12 protein-coding genes are annotated in these 18,263 nt (G+C 63.5%); 8 read left to right on the top strand and 4 right to left on the bottom strand.

The annotated features are described in order from the left end of the window. Positions 1-60 precede the first annotated feature (60 nt). Genes MTX23_RS08585 through MTX23_RS08575 form a run of 3 tightly spaced genes read left to right on the top strand, consistent with a single transcriptional unit; the run spans position 61 to position 4,729 of the window. A complete protein-coding gene (locus tag MTX23_RS08585) occupies positions 61-1,860 on the top strand; it encodes an FAD-dependent oxidoreductase (protein WP_280976192.1) in 1,800 nt (599 codons plus the stop codon). After that, entirely contained in the window at positions 1,830-3,677 is a 1,848-nt protein-coding gene (locus tag MTX23_RS08580; protein WP_280976191.1) for a 2-oxoacid:acceptor oxidoreductase subunit alpha, read from the top strand. The genes MTX23_RS08585 and MTX23_RS08580 overlap by 31 nt, the downstream gene beginning before the upstream one ends. After that, a complete protein-coding gene (locus tag MTX23_RS08575) occupies positions 3,674-4,729 on the top strand; it encodes a 2-oxoacid:ferredoxin oxidoreductase subunit beta (RefSeq protein WP_280976190.1) in 1,056 nt (351 codons plus the stop codon). Before MTX23_RS08580 ends, MTX23_RS08575 begins: the two co-directional genes overlap by 4 nt. Positions 4,730-4,795: 66 nt before the next feature. Here the strand turns inward: MTX23_RS08575 and MTX23_RS08570 are convergent, their stop codons facing one another. The 4 genes from MTX23_RS08570 to MTX23_RS08555 all read right to left on the bottom strand — a co-directional run bounded on the left by MTX23_RS08570 (position 4,796) and on the right by MTX23_RS08555 (position 11,088). Next, complete coding sequence (locus tag MTX23_RS08570) at positions 4,796-5,986, bottom strand: ABC transporter substrate-binding protein (protein WP_280976189.1); 1,191 nt, start codon at positions 5,984-5,986, stop codon at positions 4,796-4,798. A 237-nt stretch (positions 5,987-6,223) separates the two neighbouring features. After that, the gene (locus MTX23_RS08565) at positions 6,224-7,768 is read right to left on the bottom strand and encodes a SpoVR family protein (protein ID WP_280978009.1); all 1,545 of its coding nucleotides are present in this window, start codon (positions 7,766-7,768) and stop codon (positions 6,224-6,226) included. Continuing rightward, positions 7,768-9,039 (bottom strand): YeaH/YhbH family protein, encoded by a 1,272-nt coding sequence (locus tag MTX23_RS08560; RefSeq protein WP_280978008.1) that lies wholly within the window; start codon positions 9,037-9,039, stop codon positions 7,768-7,770. Before MTX23_RS08560 ends, MTX23_RS08565 begins: the two co-directional genes overlap by 1 nt. Positions 9,040-9,144: 105 nt before the next feature. Continuing rightward, a complete protein-coding gene (locus tag MTX23_RS08555) occupies positions 9,145-11,088 on the bottom strand; it encodes a PrkA family serine protein kinase (protein WP_280976188.1) in 1,944 nt (647 codons plus the stop codon). A 500-nt stretch (positions 11,089-11,588) separates the two neighbouring features. On the opposite strand from MTX23_RS08555, the gene MTX23_RS08550 reads away from it, so the two are divergent. The 5 genes from MTX23_RS08550 (at position 11,589) to zwf (ending at position 18,262) form a co-directional block, all read left to right on the top strand. Further along, positions 11,589-12,206 carry a hypothetical protein gene (locus MTX23_RS08550; protein WP_280976187.1) on the top strand — a complete coding sequence of 206 codons (618 nt, stop codon included), beginning with the start codon at positions 11,589-11,591 and terminating at the stop codon, positions 12,204-12,206. Between the two features lie 40 nt (positions 12,207-12,246). Continuing rightward, entirely contained in the window at positions 12,247-12,693 is a 447-nt protein-coding gene (locus tag MTX23_RS08545) for a DsrE family protein (RefSeq protein WP_280976186.1), read from the top strand. A gap of 217 nt (positions 12,694-12,910) precedes the next feature. Further along, positions 12,911-15,754, top strand: coding sequence for a bifunctional transaldolase/phosoglucose isomerase (locus tag MTX23_RS08540; protein ID WP_280976185.1), 2,844 nt, complete (start codon positions 12,911-12,913; stop codon positions 15,752-15,754). Positions 15,755-15,766: 12 nt separating this feature from the next. Further along, positions 15,767-16,750 (top strand): phosphogluconate dehydrogenase (NAD(+)-dependent, decarboxylating), encoded by a 984-nt coding sequence (gene gnd / locus MTX23_RS08535; protein ID WP_280976184.1) that lies wholly within the window; start codon positions 15,767-15,769, stop codon positions 16,748-16,750. Positions 16,751-16,753: 3 nt separating this feature from the next. Beyond that, positions 16,754-18,262, top strand: coding sequence for a glucose-6-phosphate dehydrogenase (zwf, locus tag MTX23_RS08530; RefSeq protein WP_280976183.1), 1,509 nt, complete (start codon positions 16,754-16,756; stop codon positions 18,260-18,262). Position 18,263 lies beyond the last annotated feature (1 nt).

Below are 18,263 nucleotides of genomic sequence, written 5' to 3'. Positions count from 1 at the left end.
TCGTCGTCAACAATAAGGCCGCGCAAGCTCTGGCATTTTTCGCGCGGGTCAAAGGTAGGAATGAAACCGACTGATATCTCGGCGCCGGATTACTTCCACAAAGTAGTCGATTGCCAATGGGCCTGCCCCGCACACACCCCCGTTCCTGAGTACATCCGGTTGATTGCTGAGGGGCGTTACAGCGACGCCTACATGATCAATTGGAAGTCGAACGTGTTTCCCGGGATCCTGGGACGCACCTGCGACCGCCCCTGCGAGCCGGCATGCCGCCGCGGGCGCGTCGAGGAAAATCCGGTCGCGATCTGCCGCCTGAAGCGCGTCGCGGCCGACTTCAAGGACGACATCAAGCATCGCCTGCCGAAGCCGGGACCGAAGAACGGCCGCCGCATCGCGCTGGTCGGCGGCGGTCCGGCGTCGCTCGCGGTGGCCCGCGACCTCGCCCCGCTCGGCTATCACTGCACCGTGTTCGACGGCGATCCCAAGGCCGGCGGCATGATGCGCAGCCAGATTCCGAAATTCCGGCTGCCCGACAGCGTGATCGACGAGGAGACCGACTACATCCTGGGCCTCGGCGTCGAGTTCAAGGGCGGCCAGCGCATCGACAGCCTCAAGCAATTGCTGGCCGAGAACTATGACGCGATCTTCGTCGGCAGCGGCGCGCCGCGCGGCCGCGAGCTCGACATCCCCGGCCGCAAGGAAGCCGCCGCCAACATCCATATCGGCATCGAATGGCTGGCCTCGGTCTCCTTCGGCCATATCGACAAGATCGGCCGCCGCGTCATCGTGCTCGGCGGCGGCAACACCGCGATGGACTGCTGCCGCACTGCGCGCCGCCTCGGCGGCGAGAGCGTCAAGGTGATCGTCCGCTCCGGCTTCGAGGAGATGAAGGCCTCGCCGTGGGAGAAGGAAGACGCCATGCACGAGGACATCCCGATCCTCAACTTCATGGTGCCCGTCGCCTTCATTCACGACAACGGCAAGCTCACCGGCGTCACCTTCCAGAAGGTGAAGGCGGAATACGACGCCAAGGGCCGGCGCAATTTGGTGCCGTCCGGCGAGCCGGACGAGACCGTGCCCTGCGACGACGTACTCGTTGCGGTCGGCCAGGAGAACGCGTTCCCCTGGATCGAAGCCGATTGCGGCATCGAGTTCGACAAGTGGCACATGCCGAAGGTCGATCCCAAAACGTTCGTCTCGAGCAATCCGAAGGTGTTCTTCGGCGGCGACGCGGCGTTCGGGCCGAAGAACATCATCTGGGCGGTAGCGCACGGCCACGACGCCGCGCTCTCGATCCACCGGACGCTGTCCGGCGAGGACATCAACGAGCGCCCGCTGCCCGAGGTGGAGGTCTCTTCGCAGAAGATGGGCATCCATGAGTGGAGCTACGACAACGACATCTCCGCCGACAAGCGCTTCAAGGTGCCGCATCGCGACAAGGTGATCGCACTGAAGGACATCCGCGCCGAGGTCGAGCTCGGCTACGACCTCAAGCTCGCGCTGGGTGAGGCGCAGCGCTGCCTGAATTGCGACGTGCAGACGGTGTTTTCCGCGCCGCTTTGCATCGAATGCGACGCCTGCGCCGACATCTGTCCGATGGATTGCATTACCTTCACCCAGAACGGTGAAGAGGACGACCTGCGGCAGCGGCTGAAAGCGCCCTCGCCGCATCACGACCAGGAGCTCTATGTCTCGGGCGACCTGAAGACCGGCCGCGTCATGGTGAAAGACGAAGACGTCTGCCTGCATTGCGGGCTGTGTGCCGAGCGCTGCCCGACCGGCGCCTGGGATATGCAGAAGTACCTCATCGATATGGTTCACGCAGGTTCAACATGTCCGTCCAAAGCCCGATCAGCAGCGTAAACGACTTCGTCGTCCGCTTCGCCAACGTCAACGGTTCGGGCTCGGCGAGCGCCAACGAGCTGTTCGCGCGCTCGATCCTGCGCCACGGCGTTCCGGTCAGCCCGCGCAATATCTTCCCCTCCAACATCCAGGGCCTGCCGACCTGGTACGAGGTGCGGGTCACCGAAGCTGGCCATCTCGGCGCCCGCGGCGGCGTCGACATGATGGTGGCGATGAACCCGCAGACCTGGGACAAGGACGTCGCTTCGATCGAGCCCGGCGGCTATCTGTTCTACGATTCGACCAAGCCGATGCCCTCGTCCAAGTTCCGTGAGGACATCACTGTCATCGGCGTGCCGCTGACCGCGATCACCAACTCGACCTACACCGATCCGCGGCAGCGCCAGCTGTTCAAGAACATCATCTATCTCGGCGCGCTCTGCGCGCTGCTCGACCTGGATCCCAAGCTGGTCGAGCAACTGATCGGCGAGCAGTACAAGGGCAAGGAGAAGCTCTTGTCCTCCAACGTCCACGCGCTGCATCTCGGCCGCGACTGGGCGCTGCAGAACCTGAAATGCCCGATCGGGCTCCGGGTGAAGAAGGTGGACAAGGTCGGCGACCGCATCTTCCTCGAAGGCAACAGCGCGGCTGCGCTCGGCGCCGTCTATGGCGGCGCCACCGTCTGCGCCTGGTATCCGATCACGCCGTCATCCTCGGTCGCAGAGGCCTTCACCAGCCACTGCAAGAAGTATCGGCACGATCCTGAAACCGGCAAGGCGAAATACGCGATCGTGCAGGGCGAGGACGAACTCGCCTCGATCGGCATCGTGATCGGCGCCTCCTGGAACGGCGCGCGGGCCTTCACCGCAACCTCGGGCCCCGGCATCTCGCTGATGACCGAGTTCATCGGCCTGTCCTATTTCGCCGAGATCCCGGCCGTGATCATGAACATCCAGCGCGCCGGCCCCTCGACCGGCATGCCGACCCGCACACAGCAATGCGACGTCATCGCCTGCGCCTACGCCTCTCATGGCGATACCAAGCACGTGCTGCTGTTCCCGGAAGATCCGGCAGAGGCCTTCGAGTTCGCCGCGGCGGCCTTCGATCTCGCCGAGCGGCTGCAGACCACGATCTTCCTGATGCTCGATCTCGACATCGGCATGAACCACCGGCTATGCCGCCCGCTGAAATGGGACGACGCCCGCCAGTACGACCGTGGCAAGGTGATGACCGCGGAGATGCTGGAGGAGGGCCGCGACTTCGGCCGCTACCTCGACGTCGACGGCGACGGCATCCCCTATCGCACCTATCCCGGCACACATCCGACCAAGGGCTCCTACTTCACCCGCGGCACCTCGCGTGACCGTTACGCGCGCTATTCGGAGGAAGGCGCCGTCTACGCCGACAACATGCAGCGCCTGGTGCGCAAGTTCGAGACCGCGCAGGACATGGTGCCGCGGCCGCTGCAGGCCAATGCGGCGAAGCCGACCAAGTATGGCGTGATCTATTTCGGCTCGACCTCGCCGGCGATGGACGAGGCGATCGGCATCCTGGAGGCGCGCGGTCATCAGCTCGACCGTCTGCGCATTCGGGCCTTCCCGTTCCACTCCAGCGTCGCGAGCTTCATCGCCGACCATGATTTTGTGTATGTGGTCGAGCAGAACCGCGACGCCCAGCTTCGCCAGCTCATCGTCAACGAGAACGGCATCGATCCGGTCCGGCTGGTGCCGATCCTGCACTATGACGGCACGCCCATCACCGCGCGCTTCATCGCCAACGCGATCGGCGACCACCAGGATCATCTCAAGGTGACCCCTCTCCGCAAGGCCGTGTCATGACCTACATTGCAAAACCCAAATTCCATCATCCCGGCCTGAAGAAGAACGAGCTCGGCTATACCCATCGCGACTACGAGGGGAAGATCTCGACGCTGTGCGCCGGCTGCGGCCACGACTCGATCACCGCCTCGATCATCGAGGCCTGCTACGAGCTGTCGATCGAGCCGCAACGGGTGGCGAAGATCTCGGGCATCGGCTGCTCGTCGAAGACGCCGGACTACTTCCTCGGCAATTCGCACGGCTTCAACTCGGTGCACGGCCGCATGCCGTCGGTCCTGACCGGCGCCAACCTCGCCAACCGCGATCTGATCTATCTCGGCGTCTCCGGCGACGGCGATTCCGCTTCGATCGGCTTCGGCCAGTTCGCGCATTCGATCCGGCGCGGCGTCAACATGACCTACATCGTCGAGAACAACGGCGTGTATGGCCTGACCAAGGGCCAGTTCTCGGCCACCGCCGACCGCGGCTCGAAGTCCAAGAAGGGCGTCACCAACACCGACAATGCGATCGACCTCGTCGCGATCGCGCTGCAGCTCGGTGCGACCTTCGTGGCGCGCAGCTTCTCCGGCGACAAGACCCAATTGGTGCCGCTGATCGCGGCCGCGATCCGCCACAAGGGCGCGTCCTTCATCGACGTGATCAGCCCCTGCATCGCCTTCAACAACCACGCCGGATCGACCAAGAGCTTCGACTATGTCCGCGAACACAACGACGCGGTGAACCGCCTCGACGTGCTGGTCGGCCGCGATCCGATCAGCGTCGATTACGCGCCGGGCACCGTGCAGGTGGTCGAGCAGCATGACGGCTCGCGGCTTGCGCTGCGCAAGCTCGACGCCGACTACGATCCGCATGATCGCCTGGGTGCGATGACCTTCCTGCAGAAGCACGCGGCCAAGGGCCAGATCGTCACCGGACTGCTCTATGTCGATCCGGACGCCGAGGACCTGCACACCCATCTCGACACCGTCGAGACGCCGCTCAACACGCTCGATGAGAAGGCGCTGTGCCCCGGCTCGGCGGTGCTGGACAAGATCAACGCCAGCCTGCGTTGAGTCCCAGCTTGGTTTCAACCCGGGCCTTCCGGACTCCGCCGGAAGGCCCGGTTCGCGTTTTGGCGGTTAGTTGTCGCTCAGAACATCGCCGAACAACGCCCAGGACTTGCCGTCGAACCGCGCCATCTGGATCTGCCGGATCGGCGTCACGTTGTCAGGCTCGGTCTGGATCTTGATGCCCGGCAACAGCATCGGCATGTCCAGCGCCTTCAGGTTGGTCGCCTGCTTGATGATGTTGTCGCGGCTGTAGTCGCCGTTGCAGTTCTTCAGCACAGCCGTCATGACCTGCGCGACGGTGTAGCCCTGCACGTTGAAGAGATCGCCCGGGCTGGCGTTCGGCTGGTACTTCCTCATCCAGGCTGAAAACTCCTTCTGCCCGGGATCGTCGGCCCAGCGCGGATCCGTAGGATCCTTCAAATAAAGGCCGGTCACCACGCCGACGACATTCTCGAGACCGGCCGGTTCGAGCACCGCCGAGACCGAGTTGGATACCGACGGCAGGATGGTCAGCGGCTTCCAGCCCATGCCCGCCGCCTTGCGCAGCGCCTGCGCCGCGAATTTCGGCGTCGCCTCCGCGAAGAACACGTCCGCGCCCGACTCACGCATCGTCACCATCTGTGAATCGATGGTCGGGTCGGTCGTCAGATAAGTCGTCTCCGCGACGATCTGGCCGACATGCTCGCCGAGCCCTTCCTTGAAACCCTTCAGATAATCCTTGCCGGCGTCCTCGTTCGGCGTGATGACGGCGATCTTCGCATCCGGCTTGGTCTTCAGGATGTATTTTGCGTAAAGCTTGCCTTCGAGCTCGTAGGTCGGATTGAAGCCGACCGTCCAGGGGGAATGCTTCGGATCGTTCCACCGCGTCGCGCCCGACGAGACGAACAGCTGGGGCACGTGCTTGATGTTGAGGTACTTCTGCACGGCGATGTTAGGCGCGGTGCCGACCGCGCTGAAGAGCGCGAGCACCTCATCCTGCTCGACCAGCTTGCGCGTCTGCTCGACCGTCTTCGACGGCGAATAGGCGTCGTCGAGACTCTCGAACTCGATCTTGCGGCCGTTGATGCCGCCCTGATCGTTGAGCATCTGGAAATACGCCGCCTCGGCACGCGCAATCGTGCCGTAGGCAGATGCCGGGCCGCTATAGGGTGCGGTGTTGCCGATCTTGATCGAAGTCTCGGCTGCAACAGACGGCGAGATCAGCGAGGCCGTGAGCGCAGCAACGGCGAGAGAGCCCGCCAGACATGTGCGAGTTGACAAGAGTAAAGTCCTCTTCTTGGTTTTCTTGACGCGGCGCACATTATCAATCGCGTCCGCGCAGGCAATCACCAAGAAATTTCCGCGCGCCGGCAATCACCTTGGCGCGCTCGGCGCGACGGCGTCATGTGAGCTGAATGTTTCTGTGACGTTCGCGATGCAGACCTTCGATAGTCACGAAGGTTCATCAAGCGAGAAATCCATTCCGTACGACGGTCGATGCAGCGGCGCTAGCGTCCGCTACGCCGCAATCGCCGCCGCGCGCGGGCTGATGACGTATTCCTTCAGCACCTTGTCGGTGCCATCGACCTCGGTCAACGCAACGTCGTAGCTCCAGAGATCGGCGAGGTGCTGCAGCACGCGCCGCGTGTCGGTCTCGTTGAGTTGCGCGCCCTTCACCGTGGTGTGGCGCAGCAGCAGCCGGCGATCGCCGGCGAGATCGACATCGACCACCTCGATATTGGCGTCGACGAAGCCGACGTCGTATTGCCGCGCCAGCTCGCGACGCACCCGGCGATAGCCGCGCTCGTCGTGGATCGCATCGACCCTGATCCCTGCGCTCTCGGCGGGATCGTCGTGCAGGTGGAACATGCGGAAGCGACGGATCAGCGCCGGGCTGAGGAACTGGCCGATGAAGCTTTCGTCGCGATAATTGCTCCAGATCTCGCGCAGCACACCCTCGACGTCGCCCTTGCCCGCGATATCGGGGAACCACTCGCGGTCTTCCTCCTCCGGATTGGTCACGATCCGCTCGATGTCCTGCATCATCGCAAAGCCGAGCGCATAAGGATTGAAGCCCGAGTAGCGGCGGTCGTCGAATTCGGGCTGGAACACCACATTGGTGTGCGACTGCAGGAACTCCAGGAAATTGCCGTCGGTGATCCGGCCCTGCCGGTGCAGGCGATTGATGATGCGATAATGGACGTAGGTGGCGGTGCCCTCGTTCATCACCTTGGTCTGGCTCTGCGGATAGAAGTACTGCGCGATGTGGCGAACGATACGGATGATCTCTCGCTGCCAGGGCTGCAGCCGGGGCGCAGACTTCTCCAGGAAATAAAGGATATTCTCCTGCGGCAGCCCGAGCAGCGCACGGCGGCGCTCGGCCGTGAGCGCAGCCTTACTCTTGGTCTTGGTGTGCGGCACCGTCCGCCACAAATCGTTGAAGATGCTCTCCTCGTGCTGCCGGCGCTCTCCGGCGCGCTTTTCCTCAGTGCGGAGGTCGAGCGCCTTCTTGCCGGGATAGCGGTCGACGCCGTGCGACATCAGCGCATGCGCGGCATCGAGCGTCCGTTCCACCGCCTCGCTGCCGTGACGGTCCTCGCAAGCCGAGATGTAGGCCTTGGCGAACTCGAGATAGTCGAGGATGCCGTCGGCGTCGGTCCACTGCTTGAACAGGTAGTTGTTCTTGAAGAAATGATTGTGCCCGAAGGCCGCGTGCGCAATCACCAGCGTCTGCATCGTCGCGGTGTTCTCCTCCATCAAATAGGAGATGCACGGCGACGAGTTGATCACGATCTCATAGGCGAGGCCCATCAGGCCCTTGCGATAGGACGCCTCCTGGAAGGCGAACTGCTTGCCGAACGACCAGTGCTTGTAGAACAGCGGCATGCCGACTGACGAATAGGCGTCGAGCATCTGCTCGGCGGTGATGACCTCGATCTGGTTCGGATAGACATCCAGGCCAAGTTCGGTGCGCGCGATCTCCTCGCAGGCGTCGTGAACCCGCTGCAAGGTACGGAAGTCCCAGTCGGCGCCCTCGAACAGCAACTCGCCGGAAGATGCCATCACGCAACCCTTTCCTGCTTGCCGCGGCGCTTGAACAGGTCCTGGAACACCGGGAAGATTTCACCGCGCTCGCTCACCTTGCGCATCGACAGCGGCGCGCCATCGTTGCGCAGGCGCTCGTAGAGCGTCCAGAGCGAGGAATCTGGCATGTCGAAGGTGTAGTTGGCGGCCTCGCCGACCTCGAGATAGGCGAAGAACTGGCTCACCGGCAGGATCCTATCGGTCAGAAGCTGGCCCGTCAGCACGCTGTCGGACGTCATGTTGTCGCCGTCGGAGGCCTGGGCGGCGTAGATGTTCCAGTCCGCCGGGCGGAAGCGCGTACGAACGATCTCGTCCATCGCGACCAGCGCGCTCGACACCAACGTGCCGCCGGAGGCCGGCCCGTGGAAGAAGGTCTCCTCGTCGACCTCCTCGGCGCGGTCGGTATGACGGATGAACACGATCTCGACATGGCGATAACGCCGCTTCAGGAAGACGTAGAGCAGCATATAGAACCGCTTTGCCAGATCCTTCATGTGCTCGGACATCGACCCCGAGACGTCCATCAGGCAGAACATCACAGCTTGCGCCACCGGTTTCGGCACCGCCTCGAAACGGCGGTAGCGGATGTCGATCGGATCGATGAACGGGATCCGCTTGGCCTTCGCCTTCAGGGCCTCGAGCAGCGCCAGCAGTTCGCGCCGGCGCGCCGCATCTTCACATTCCGCAAGTTCGGCCTCGAGGGCCTCGATGTCCTCCTTGCGCGGTCGGCGCAGCGCCACGCGGCGCGCCAGCGCCCGGCTCACGGTGCGGCTGATCGAGATGTTCGCCGGCGAGCCCGACGTGGCGTAGCCGGCGCGCTGGATGCCCTCGCTCTCGGTCTCCGCAAGCTTGCGCTTGGCAAGGTCCGGCAATTCCAAGTCATCGAGGAACAGGTCGACGAACTCGTCGCGGCTGAGCACGAAACGGAACGCGTCCTCGCTGTCGCCCTCGCCGGCTCCCGAGCCCTTGGCTCCGCTCTGGTTCGGACGCGGCAACCAGTCGCCTTCGACGAATTTCTTGTTGCCGGGCAGCACCATGTCACGCGTGCCGCCCTCGCGCCGGAACCGCGGCTCGTCCATGCCGTCCAGCGGGATCGTCACTTCGCCGCCTTCCAGAACATCCTTGATGTCCCGGTTCTGCGACGACTTCTTTACGGCTCCCTGAACCAGCGCCTTGGCGCGCCGCAGGAAGCGCTGGCGGTTCTCCAGGCTCTTGCTACCCGGATTGAGCCGCCGATCGACGATATGCATGACCACGTTGCATCTTCCCTCGGATCATGACGCGATCAGGAAAGATCACATCACAATCTCATCTGATTGAGCAAGGAAAACCGATGTACAGTGTTCGGATCATGCCTAACCGGCCTGCTTCACCCTCATGTACCACTCGACGAGGCGGCGGACCTGGCGCTCGGTATAACCGCGCTCCACCATCCGCGCGACGAACTCGCCGTGCTTCTTCTCGGTCTCGCCGTCCTTCTTGGAACCGAACGAGATGACCGGAAGCAGATCCTCGACCTGCGAAAAGATCCGCTTCTCGATCACGTCACGAACCTTTTCATAGGAGGTCCAGCTCGGATTCTTGCCGCCATTGTGCGCCCGCGACCGCAGCGAGAACTTGACGACCTCGTTGCGGAAATCCTTCGGGTTGGCAATGCCGGCGGGCTTCTCGATCTTGGTCAGCTCCTGGTTCAACAGCTCGCGGTTCATCAGCTGACCGGTGTCGGGATCCTTGAAGTCCTGATCTTCGATCCAGGCGTCGGCATAATCGACGTAGCGGTCGAACAGATTCTGCCCGTAGTCGGCGTAGGATTCCAGATAGGCCTTCTGGATCTCGTTGCCAATGAACTCGGCATAGCGTGGCGCGAGATCGGCCTTGATGAATTCGAGATAGCGCTTCTCGACCTCGTCGGGCAGCTGCTCGCGCCGGATCGCCTGTTCCAGCACATACATCAGGTGCACCGCATCGGCGCCGACCTCGGTGGTGTCATGGTTGAAGGTCGAGGCCAGCACCTTGAAGGCAAAGCGGGTCGAGACGCCGTCCATGCCTTCGTCGACGCCGGCGGCGTCCCGGTACTCCTGCACGCTGCGCGCCTTCGGATCGGACTCCTTCAGGCTCTCGCCGTCATAGACCCGCATCTTGCCAAACAGCGTCGAGTTCTCGTGCTTGCGCAGGCGCGACATGACGCAGAAGCGAGCCATCGTTTCGAGCGTCGCCGGTGCACAGGGCGCGGCGGCGAGCTCGGAGCTCTGGATCAGCTTCTCGTAGATCTTCTGCTCCTCGGTCACTCGCAGGACATACGGGACCTTGATGACACAGACGCGGTCGATAAAGGCCTCGTTGTTCTTGTTGGTCTTGAAGCTCTGCCACTCTGCTTCGTTGGAGTGCGCGAGGATGATGCCGGTGAAGGGGATCGCGCCGATATTCTCGGTGCCGATGTAGTTGCCTTCCTGCGTCGCCGTCAGCAGCGGATGCAGCATCTTGATCGGCGCCTTGAACATTTCGACGAACTCAAGCACGCCCTGGTTGGCGCGATTGAGGCCGCCGGAATAGCTGTAGGCGTCCGGATCGTTCTGCGCGTAGGTCTCGAGCTTGCGGATGTCGACCTTGCCGACCAGCGAGGAGATGTCCTGGTTGTTCTCGTCACCGGGCTCGGTCTTCGCAACCGCGATCTGGCGCAACCGAGAGGGCTGGATGCGCGCGACGCGGAACTGCGAGATATCGCCGCCGAAGGCTTCGAGCCGCTTGTAGGCCCATGGCGACATCGGTCCGCTTAGCCGGCGTCGCGGGATGCCGTACTTCTCCTCGATCATCGGCCCAAGCTGTTCCGGATCGAACAGGCCGAGCGGGCTCTCGAACACGGGCGAGAGCTCGTCGCCGGCCTTCAGCACGTAGATCGGGTGAACCTCCATCAACGACTTGATGCGCTCGGCGAGCGACGACTTGCCGCCGCCGACCGGCCCGAGCAGGTAAAGGATCTGCTTGCGCTCTTCGAGGCCCTGTGCCGCATGGCGAAAGAAGCCGACAAGGCGCTCGATCGTGTCTTCCATGCCGTAGAAGCCGGCGAAGGCGGGATAGGAACGTATCGTACGGTTCAAAAAGATACGGCCAAGGCGTGGGTCCTTGGCCGTGTCGATCATCTGGGGCTCACCGATCGCCGCCAATAACCGCTCGGCCGCATTTGCATATCGCATCGGATCGCTTCGACACGACTCCAAATACTCGGCCATCGACATGTCGGTCTGGCTTCGTGCTTCAAACGACCTGGCAAAGGCGTTGAACAAAGAATCGTTGTACATGATCCCTCTCTCCACGATATGTATCGCCGCACGACTGACACGAGTCGTAACCAGAGCATCCAAGGATCGAATCAGCGTCGGCACGCTGGGTCCATTGGACACTCGACCGACTCGGTTCGGCAATGCACGGCGCGTGCAGCCTCTGCCTTATCAACAGGCAGGAAGCTTAATAGTTCATCAAGATCCCCCTGTTTCTGGCCGTTGTCGCACTCTCGCAACATCCGTGGTTTAACGGGCCCGGCCTCCAAAGGCGGACATCCGAGCGGGGCAAACTTCCCTGCCTGTCGATGAACGTTGGCCTCCCTGAAAAGGTGTGACTGTCCAGCCGTGGCGTCAAGATGCACACCTCCCAGACTGCATGAACAAATAGGTCCAGGCGCCGTTGAACGTGCCTTCTTGTCGCCGCGACTAAGGCAGCGAGCCCGCGCAGTTCCGCGCGACACCATCGCCGCGCATCAATGGTGATGCCACGACGGCGCGGCATATTCCCGAGGCCGGTCATGAAGCGGACACTCTTTGTCGTCGCTCTCGCAACTGCGGCATGCGCGGGCACCACGTTAGCCGTTCAGGCGCAGGAAGGCGTCGACAGGGCAAAGGCTGCCGCCTTCGACGACAGGGTGTTTGGAGGCCCTCCGGGCGCGAAAGCCTATGCCTGCTTTGTGCGACGATACGATGCAGATCATCTGGCGCAACATCCGCGGCAGAAGGTCAGCGCGATGAAGCTGCTGGTCACGGCGGAAGGCGGGCCGGAGGACAAGGCCCTCAACTACTCGTTCCGCCTCGGCATCCAGTACCGCCATCGCACCGGCAATTTCGATTCCAGCGGCTACTGCGATCACGCGATCGCGACCGCCGCCGGTAGTGAAGTGCGCTTCGACTGCGGCGTCGATTGTGAAGGCGGTGGCATCAATGTGGCGCTGTCGAAGGACGACAAGTCTGCGACCATCCGTCTCCAAAAAATCGTGGTCTGGAATCGCGACAAGCCGGACGACGAGGCCGGAGACGCGCTGGTCGCCGGTGCAGACGACAAGATCTTCCGGGTCGATCGCGCGGATACGAGCGAATGCGCCGAGCTTGTCACCGACCGCAAGGAACTCGCGGCACTCCGCCACAAGTGATAGGCTTCGCCCGGTCAACAACATCTGCGGGAGGGACGCCATGCATCGACGCGGCATCTTGTGGGGCGCCGTCTCGGCGGTCGGCGCGGTCTTCGCAGCGTCACGGGCGAGCGCGACCACGGAGGCGTCGCCGAAGAAGCTGAAGGTGGTCTATCACCTCGACGACCTCGACAAGGTCAACTTCGTGATCGGCAACATCCAGAACCATCTCGATGGTGTCGGCGGCCCCGACAATGTGACGATCGCGCTGGTGATACACGGCCAGGCATTGAAGGCGTTTCACTCGGCCGCGGCCAATCCCGACCTGGCGCGCCATGTCGGCCAGTTCGCAAAGGACGGGATCGAGCTCGCCGCCTGCGGCAACACCATGAAATCCCAGCACATCAGCCTGACCGACCTGCTCCCCGGCTTCGTCAGCGCCGAGAGGGGCGGCGTGGTCCGCCTCGCCGAGCTGCAGTCGCAGGGCTACTTGTACCTGAGGCCGTGAGCCGGTGGCGCGCCCCGCGACACGTCATAAAAATGCGCTGAGATCGGGTTTTCTTCGGGTCAGCATCCGGAGGGATCGAACTGATGTGAATGGCGTTATCCCTTGGAAATGCTGATATTCCGCCCGGGCCCCCACCCCATGTTGACAATCCGCTTCCGCCCCCGAAAGCTGCCCGGGAACCCAAAAACCGACCTCGATCGAACGAGAACAGGCACCCATGAATCCCGTCAAAGCACTCGAAAACCATGGCCAGGCAGTCTGGCTGGACTTCCTGGCCCGCGGCTTCGTCGCCAAGGGCGACCTGAAGCGGTTGATCGAGACCGACGGCGTTAAAGGCGTAACGTCCAACCCCTCGATTTTTGAGAAGGCGATCGGCAGCTCGGACGAATATGACGGTGCGATCGGCCGGGCCCTCCAGAGGGGCGACCGCTCGGTCGCCGACCTGTTCGAGCATCTCGCGGTCGCCGATATCCAGCATGCCGCCGACGTGCTGAGCCCGGTGTACGACCGGACCGAGGGCGGCGATGGCTTCGTCAGCCTGGAAGTGTCTCCCTATCTCGCATTGGACACCAAGGGCACGATCGCCGAAGCCGAGCGGCTGTGGAAGGACGTCCACCGCAAGAACCTGATGGTCAAGGTGCCCGCGACGCCGGAAGGCCTGCCTGCGATCGAACAGCTGATCGGCGAAGGCATCAGCATCAACATCACGCTGCTGTTCTCGCAGAAGGTCTACCGCCGGGTGGCGGAAGCCTATCTCAAGGGCATCGAAAAATATGTCGCCAAGGGCGGCGATCCCTCCCATATCGCAAGCGTCGCGAGCTTCTTCGTCAGCCGCATCGATACCGCGGTCGACAAGCAGCTCGACGAGAAGATCGCCAGGGCGAACGACCCGTCCGAAAAGGAGCGGCTCGCCGCATTGAAGGGCAAGGTCGCGATCGCCAACGCCAAGCTGGCCTACCAGGACTACAAGCGCCTGTTCGCGGGCCCCCGCTGGGACAAGCTCAAGGCCAAGGGCGCCAAGCCGCAGCGGCTGCTGTGGGCCTCGACCGGCACCAAGAACAAGGATTACAGCGACGTCCTCTATGTCGAGGAGCTGATCGGTCCCGACACCGTCAATACCATGCCGCCGGCTACGCTCGAGGCCTTCCGCGACCACGGCAAGCTGCGCGACAGCCTCGAGGAGGACATCGACGACGCCCGGCGCGTGCTGGATGAGCTGGAGAAATCTGGCATCTCGCTCGACGCGATCACCGCGGAACTGGTGAAGGACGGCGTCAAGCTGTTCGCCGACGCGACCGACAAGCTCTACGGCGCGGTTGCCTTCAAGCGCGCGACCTCGCTGGGCGGCATCGACCATCAGAAGCTTGTGCTCGGCCCGACCATCGAAAAGGCGGTCGAGAAGAGCACCGAGGAGTGGCGCGCCGTCGGCAAGATCCGCAGGCTTTGGCAGAAGGACAAGTCGGTCTGGACCGGCGACGACGAGAACAAATGGCTGGGCTGGCTCACCAGCGCCGCCTCGGCCAACGTCCCCGACTACGAGGATTTCGCCCGCCGCGTGCAGGGGCAACAGTTCACGGACGCGGTCGTGCTCGGCATGGGCGGATCGAGCCTCGGTCCGGAGGTGCTGGCCGAAACCTTCCCGCACAAATCCGGCTTCCCGAAGCTGCGCGTGCTCGACTCCACCGATCCGGCGCAGGTGCGCGCGATGGAGGAGAGCGTCGACATCGCCAAGACGCTGTTCATTGTCTCCTCCAAGTCCGGCGGCACCACCGAGCCGAACGTGATGAAGGACTATTTCTTTGATCGCGTTGCCAAGGCGATCGGGAAGGACAAGGCTGGCCACCGCTTCATTGCCGTGACCGATCCCGGCTCGTCGCTGCAGAAGGTCGCCATCAAGCAGGGCTTTGCCCGCATCTTCTACGGCGATCCCACGATCGGCGGCCGCTATTCCGTGCTCTCGCCATTCGGGCTGGTGCCGGCGGCCGCTGCCGGCATCGACGTCCGCAGCCTGGTCCAACATGCGCTCGCCATGGTGCGCTCCTGCGGCGCCGACGTGCCGCCGCATGAGAACCCCGGCGTGCAGCTCGGCCTTGCCATGGGCCTTGCCGGCCTCGAGGGCCGCGACAAGGTGACGATCTTCGCCTCGCCAAAGGTCGCCGATTTCGGCGCCTGGGCCGAGCAGTTGATCGCGGAATCGACCGGCAAGGACGGCAAGGGCCTGATCCCGATCGACGGCGAAACGATCGGCGAACCCATCAGCTACGGCAACGACCGCTTCTTCATCGACCTGCGCACCGAGGACGAGGACGATACCGCCCATGAGGCAAAGCTCGCCGCGCTCGCGGCCGCCGGCCATCCGGTCGTGCGGATCGTGATGAAATCGATCGACCATATCGGCCAGGAGTTCTTCCGCTTCGAGATCGCAACCGCGGTGGCAGGCTCGATCCTCGGCATCAACCCGTTCAACCAGCCCGACGTCGAGGCAGCGAAGGTCAAGACGCGCGAACTCACGGCGGCGTTCGAGAAGACCGGCGCACTGCCCGAGGAGCAACCGGTGGTGTCGTCGGCGGAAGCCGATCTCTACACCGACGCGCAGAACGCCGAGGAGCTGCGCAAGGCCGGCGCCGACGGCGACCTCAACTCATGGATCAGAGCGCATCTTTCGCGCTGCGGCCGCGGCGACTATGTCGCCCTGCTCGCCTATATCGAGCGCGAGCACGACACCATCGACAGCATGCAGACGATGCGGCTGAAGGTGCGTGACGCCAAGCACCTTGCGACCTGTGCCGAGTTTGGCCCGCGCTTCCTGCACTCGACCGGGCAGGCCTACAAGGGCGGGCCCGACAGCGGCGTGTTCCTGCAGGTCACGGCGGACGACGCCAAGGACCTGCCGGTTCCCGGCCAAAAGGCGAGCTTCGGCGTGATCAAGGCAGCGCAGGCGCGCGGCGATTTCGACGTGCTCACGGAGCGCGGCCGACGGGCCCTGCGCGTGCATCTCAAGGGCGATCTCGCCTCCGGATTGGCGGCGCTCGATGCCGCGATCTCGGCGGCGCTGAACTGACGGAGGCCCGAGATGCAACTTGGCATGATCGGTCTGGGGCGGATGGGCGGCAACATCGTCCGCCGCCTGATGAAGCACGGCCACACGACCGTGGTCTACGACAAGGACGCCAAGGCGGTGGCGTCGCTCGCCGCCGACAATGCCGCGCCCTCCTCGTCGCTGGAGGACTTCGTGCTCAAGCTGCAGGCGCCGCGCACCGCCTGGGTGATGCTTCCGGCGGGCAAGATCACCGAGGCTACCATCGACGCGCTGTCGAAGCTGATGCAGCCGGGCGACGTCATCATCGACGGCGGCAACACGTTCTGGCAGGACGACGTCCGCCGCGGCAAGGCGCTGAAGCAGCGCGGGCTGCATTACGTCGATGTCGGCACCAGCGGCGGCATCTGGGGCATCGAGCGCGGCTACTGCATGATGATCGGCGGCGACAAGGCCGTGGTCGATCGGCTCGACCCGATCTTCAAGGCACTGGCGCCCGGCCTCGGCGACATCCCGCGCACGCCCGGCCGCGAGGGCCGGGATCCCCGCATCGAGCAGGGCTATATCCACGCTGGTCCCGTGGGCGCCGGACATTTCGTCAAGATGATCCATAACGGCATCGAATACGGCCTGATGCAGGCCTATGCCGAAGGTTTCGACATCCTCAAGAACGCCAACATCGAGGCGCTGCCGCCGGATCATCGCTTCGACCTCGATATTGCCGACATCGCCGAGGTGTGGCGGCGCGGCAGCGTGATCCCGTCATGGCTGCTCGATCTCACTGCGGCCGCGCTCGCGGAGAACCATACGCTCGACACCTACTCCGGGTTCGTCGAGGATTCCGGCGAGGGACGCTGGACCGTCAATGCGGCGGTCGACGAGGCCGTTCCGGCCGAGGTGCTGACCGCCGCACTCTACACTCGCTTCCGCTCGCGCAAGGATCACACCTTCGCGGAGAAAATACTCTCGGCGATGCGCGCAGGCTTCGGCGGCCACAAGGAGCCGCCCAAGAAGGGATAGTGAATGGCTGAAGGTCACGTACAGAAGAAACCCGATCCCTGCTCCTTCATCGTCTTCGGCGCCACCGGTGACCTGACGCACCGGCTGGTGATCCCCGCCCTCTACAATCTCGCCGCCGGCAACCTGCTGCCGGACAAGTTCTGCGTCGTCGGCATTGCCCGCAAGGGCATGTCGGGCGACCAGATGACCGACAGCCTGATGCAGGGGCTGCGCAAATTCGCCACCCGTCCCGTGGACGATGCAATTGCCAGGCGGCTGTTCGAATGCGTCACCTCGATCGAAGCCGACCCGAGAGACCCTGCGTCCTTCGATGCAATGAGCGAACGGCTCGAAAAGCTCGAAAAGGCGCGCGGCACCGGCGGCAACCGGCTGTTCTATCTCGCGACCCCGCCCAACGCGTTCCTGCCGATCAGCGAGCAGCTTGGACGTACCGGAATGCTGGAAGAGAACGGCGCCTGGCGGCGATTGGTGGTGGAGAAGCCGTTCGGCACCGATCTCGCATCGGCCAAGGCGCTGAATGCCGCACTGCTGAAGCTGATGGACGAGCATCAGATCTACCGGATCGACCACTATCTCGGCAAGGAAACCGTCCAGAACATCCTGGTATTGCGGTTTGCCAACGGCATGTTCGAGCCGATCTGGAACCGCACTCACATCGACCACGTCCAGATCACGGTCGACGAGAAGATCGGCGTCGGCCATCGCGGCAGCTTCTACGACGCCACCGGCGCGCTGCGCGACATGGTGCCGAACCACCTGTTTCAGTTGTTGTCGCTGGTGACGATGGAGCCGCCCGCGCGGTTCGATGCACATGCGGTGCGGTCGGAAAAGGCCGAAGTGCTCAGCGCGATTCAGATCCAGAGCGAGCATGACGCGCTGTACAATTCGGTGCGCGGCCAGTACCGCGGCGGCAAGGTCGGCGACACCGAGATCGAGGATTATCTGAAGACACCCGACGTCAGGCCCGATAGCACGACGGAGACCTATGCCGCGCTGAAGCTGACGATCGACAACTGGCGCTGGGCCGGCGTGCCGTTCTATCTGCGCACCGGCAAGGCGCTCGGCATCAAGCGCACCGAGATCGCGATCAAGTTCAAGCAGGCGCCGTTCTCGATGTTCCGTAGCACGCCGGTCGACCGCCTGTCGCAGAACTATCTGGTCATCTCGACCGAGCCGACCGAGGGCATCGAGCTGCAGTTCAACACCAAGGTGCCGGGCCCGGTCATCGATATCGACGGCGTCGAAATGAAGTTCCGCTACAAGGACTACTTTAAGGCGGAGCCATCGACTGGCTACGAGACGCTGATCTACGACTGCATGATCGGCGACAACATCCTGTTCCAGCGCGCCGACAGCGTCGAGGCCGGCTGGCAGGCGGTGCAACCCTTCCTCGATGCCTGGAAGAACGCCGGCGGACGCGGCCTGCAGCCCTACAAGGCCGGCTGCGAAGGGCCAGAAGCCGCCAACGCGCTGTTGACGCGCGACGGCCGCAGCTGGCGGAAGCTCGGCTGAC

The organism is Bradyrhizobium sp. ISRA436 (assembly GCF_029910015.1).
Taxonomy (GTDB): domain Bacteria; phylum Pseudomonadota; class Alphaproteobacteria; order Rhizobiales; family Xanthobacteraceae; genus Bradyrhizobium.
This window is presented reverse-complemented; position numbering and strand designations above follow the sequence as displayed.

What these genes read in the sequence shown, in the direction of transcription:
- MTX23_RS08545 (WP_280976186.1), top strand. Translation starts at nt 12,247, where the DNA reads ATGCATCGACGCGGCATCTTGTGGGGCGCCGTCTCGGCGGTCGGCGCG.
- MTX23_RS08565 (WP_280978009.1), bottom strand. Translation starts at nt 7,768, where the DNA reads ATGGCATCTTCCGGCGAGTTGCTGTTCGAGGGCGCCGACTGGGACTTC.
- MTX23_RS08560 (WP_280978008.1), bottom strand. Translation starts at nt 9,039, where the DNA reads ATGCATATCGTCGATCGGCGGCTCAATCCGGGTAGCAAGAGCCTGGAG.
- MTX23_RS08585 (WP_280976192.1), top strand. Translation starts at nt 61, where the DNA reads ATGAAACCGACTGATATCTCGGCGCCGGATTACTTCCACAAAGTAGTC.
- MTX23_RS08555 (WP_280976188.1), bottom strand. Translation starts at nt 11,088, where the DNA reads ATGTACAACGATTCTTTGTTCAACGCCTTTGCCAGGTCGTTTGAAGCA.
- MTX23_RS08540 (WP_280976185.1), top strand. Translation starts at nt 12,911, where the DNA reads ATGAATCCCGTCAAAGCACTCGAAAACCATGGCCAGGCAGTCTGGCTG.
- MTX23_RS08575 (WP_280976190.1), top strand. Translation starts at nt 3,674, where the DNA reads ATGACCTACATTGCAAAACCCAAATTCCATCATCCCGGCCTGAAGAAG.
- MTX23_RS08550 (WP_280976187.1), top strand. Translation starts at nt 11,589, where the DNA reads ATGAAGCGGACACTCTTTGTCGTCGCTCTCGCAACTGCGGCATGCGCG.
- MTX23_RS08580 (WP_280976191.1), top strand. Translation starts at nt 1,830, where the DNA reads ATGTCCGTCCAAAGCCCGATCAGCAGCGTAAACGACTTCGTCGTCCGC.
- gnd (WP_280976184.1), top strand. Translation starts at nt 15,767, where the DNA reads ATGCAACTTGGCATGATCGGTCTGGGGCGGATGGGCGGCAACATCGTC.
- zwf (WP_280976183.1), top strand. Translation starts at nt 16,754, where the DNA reads ATGGCTGAAGGTCACGTACAGAAGAAACCCGATCCCTGCTCCTTCATC.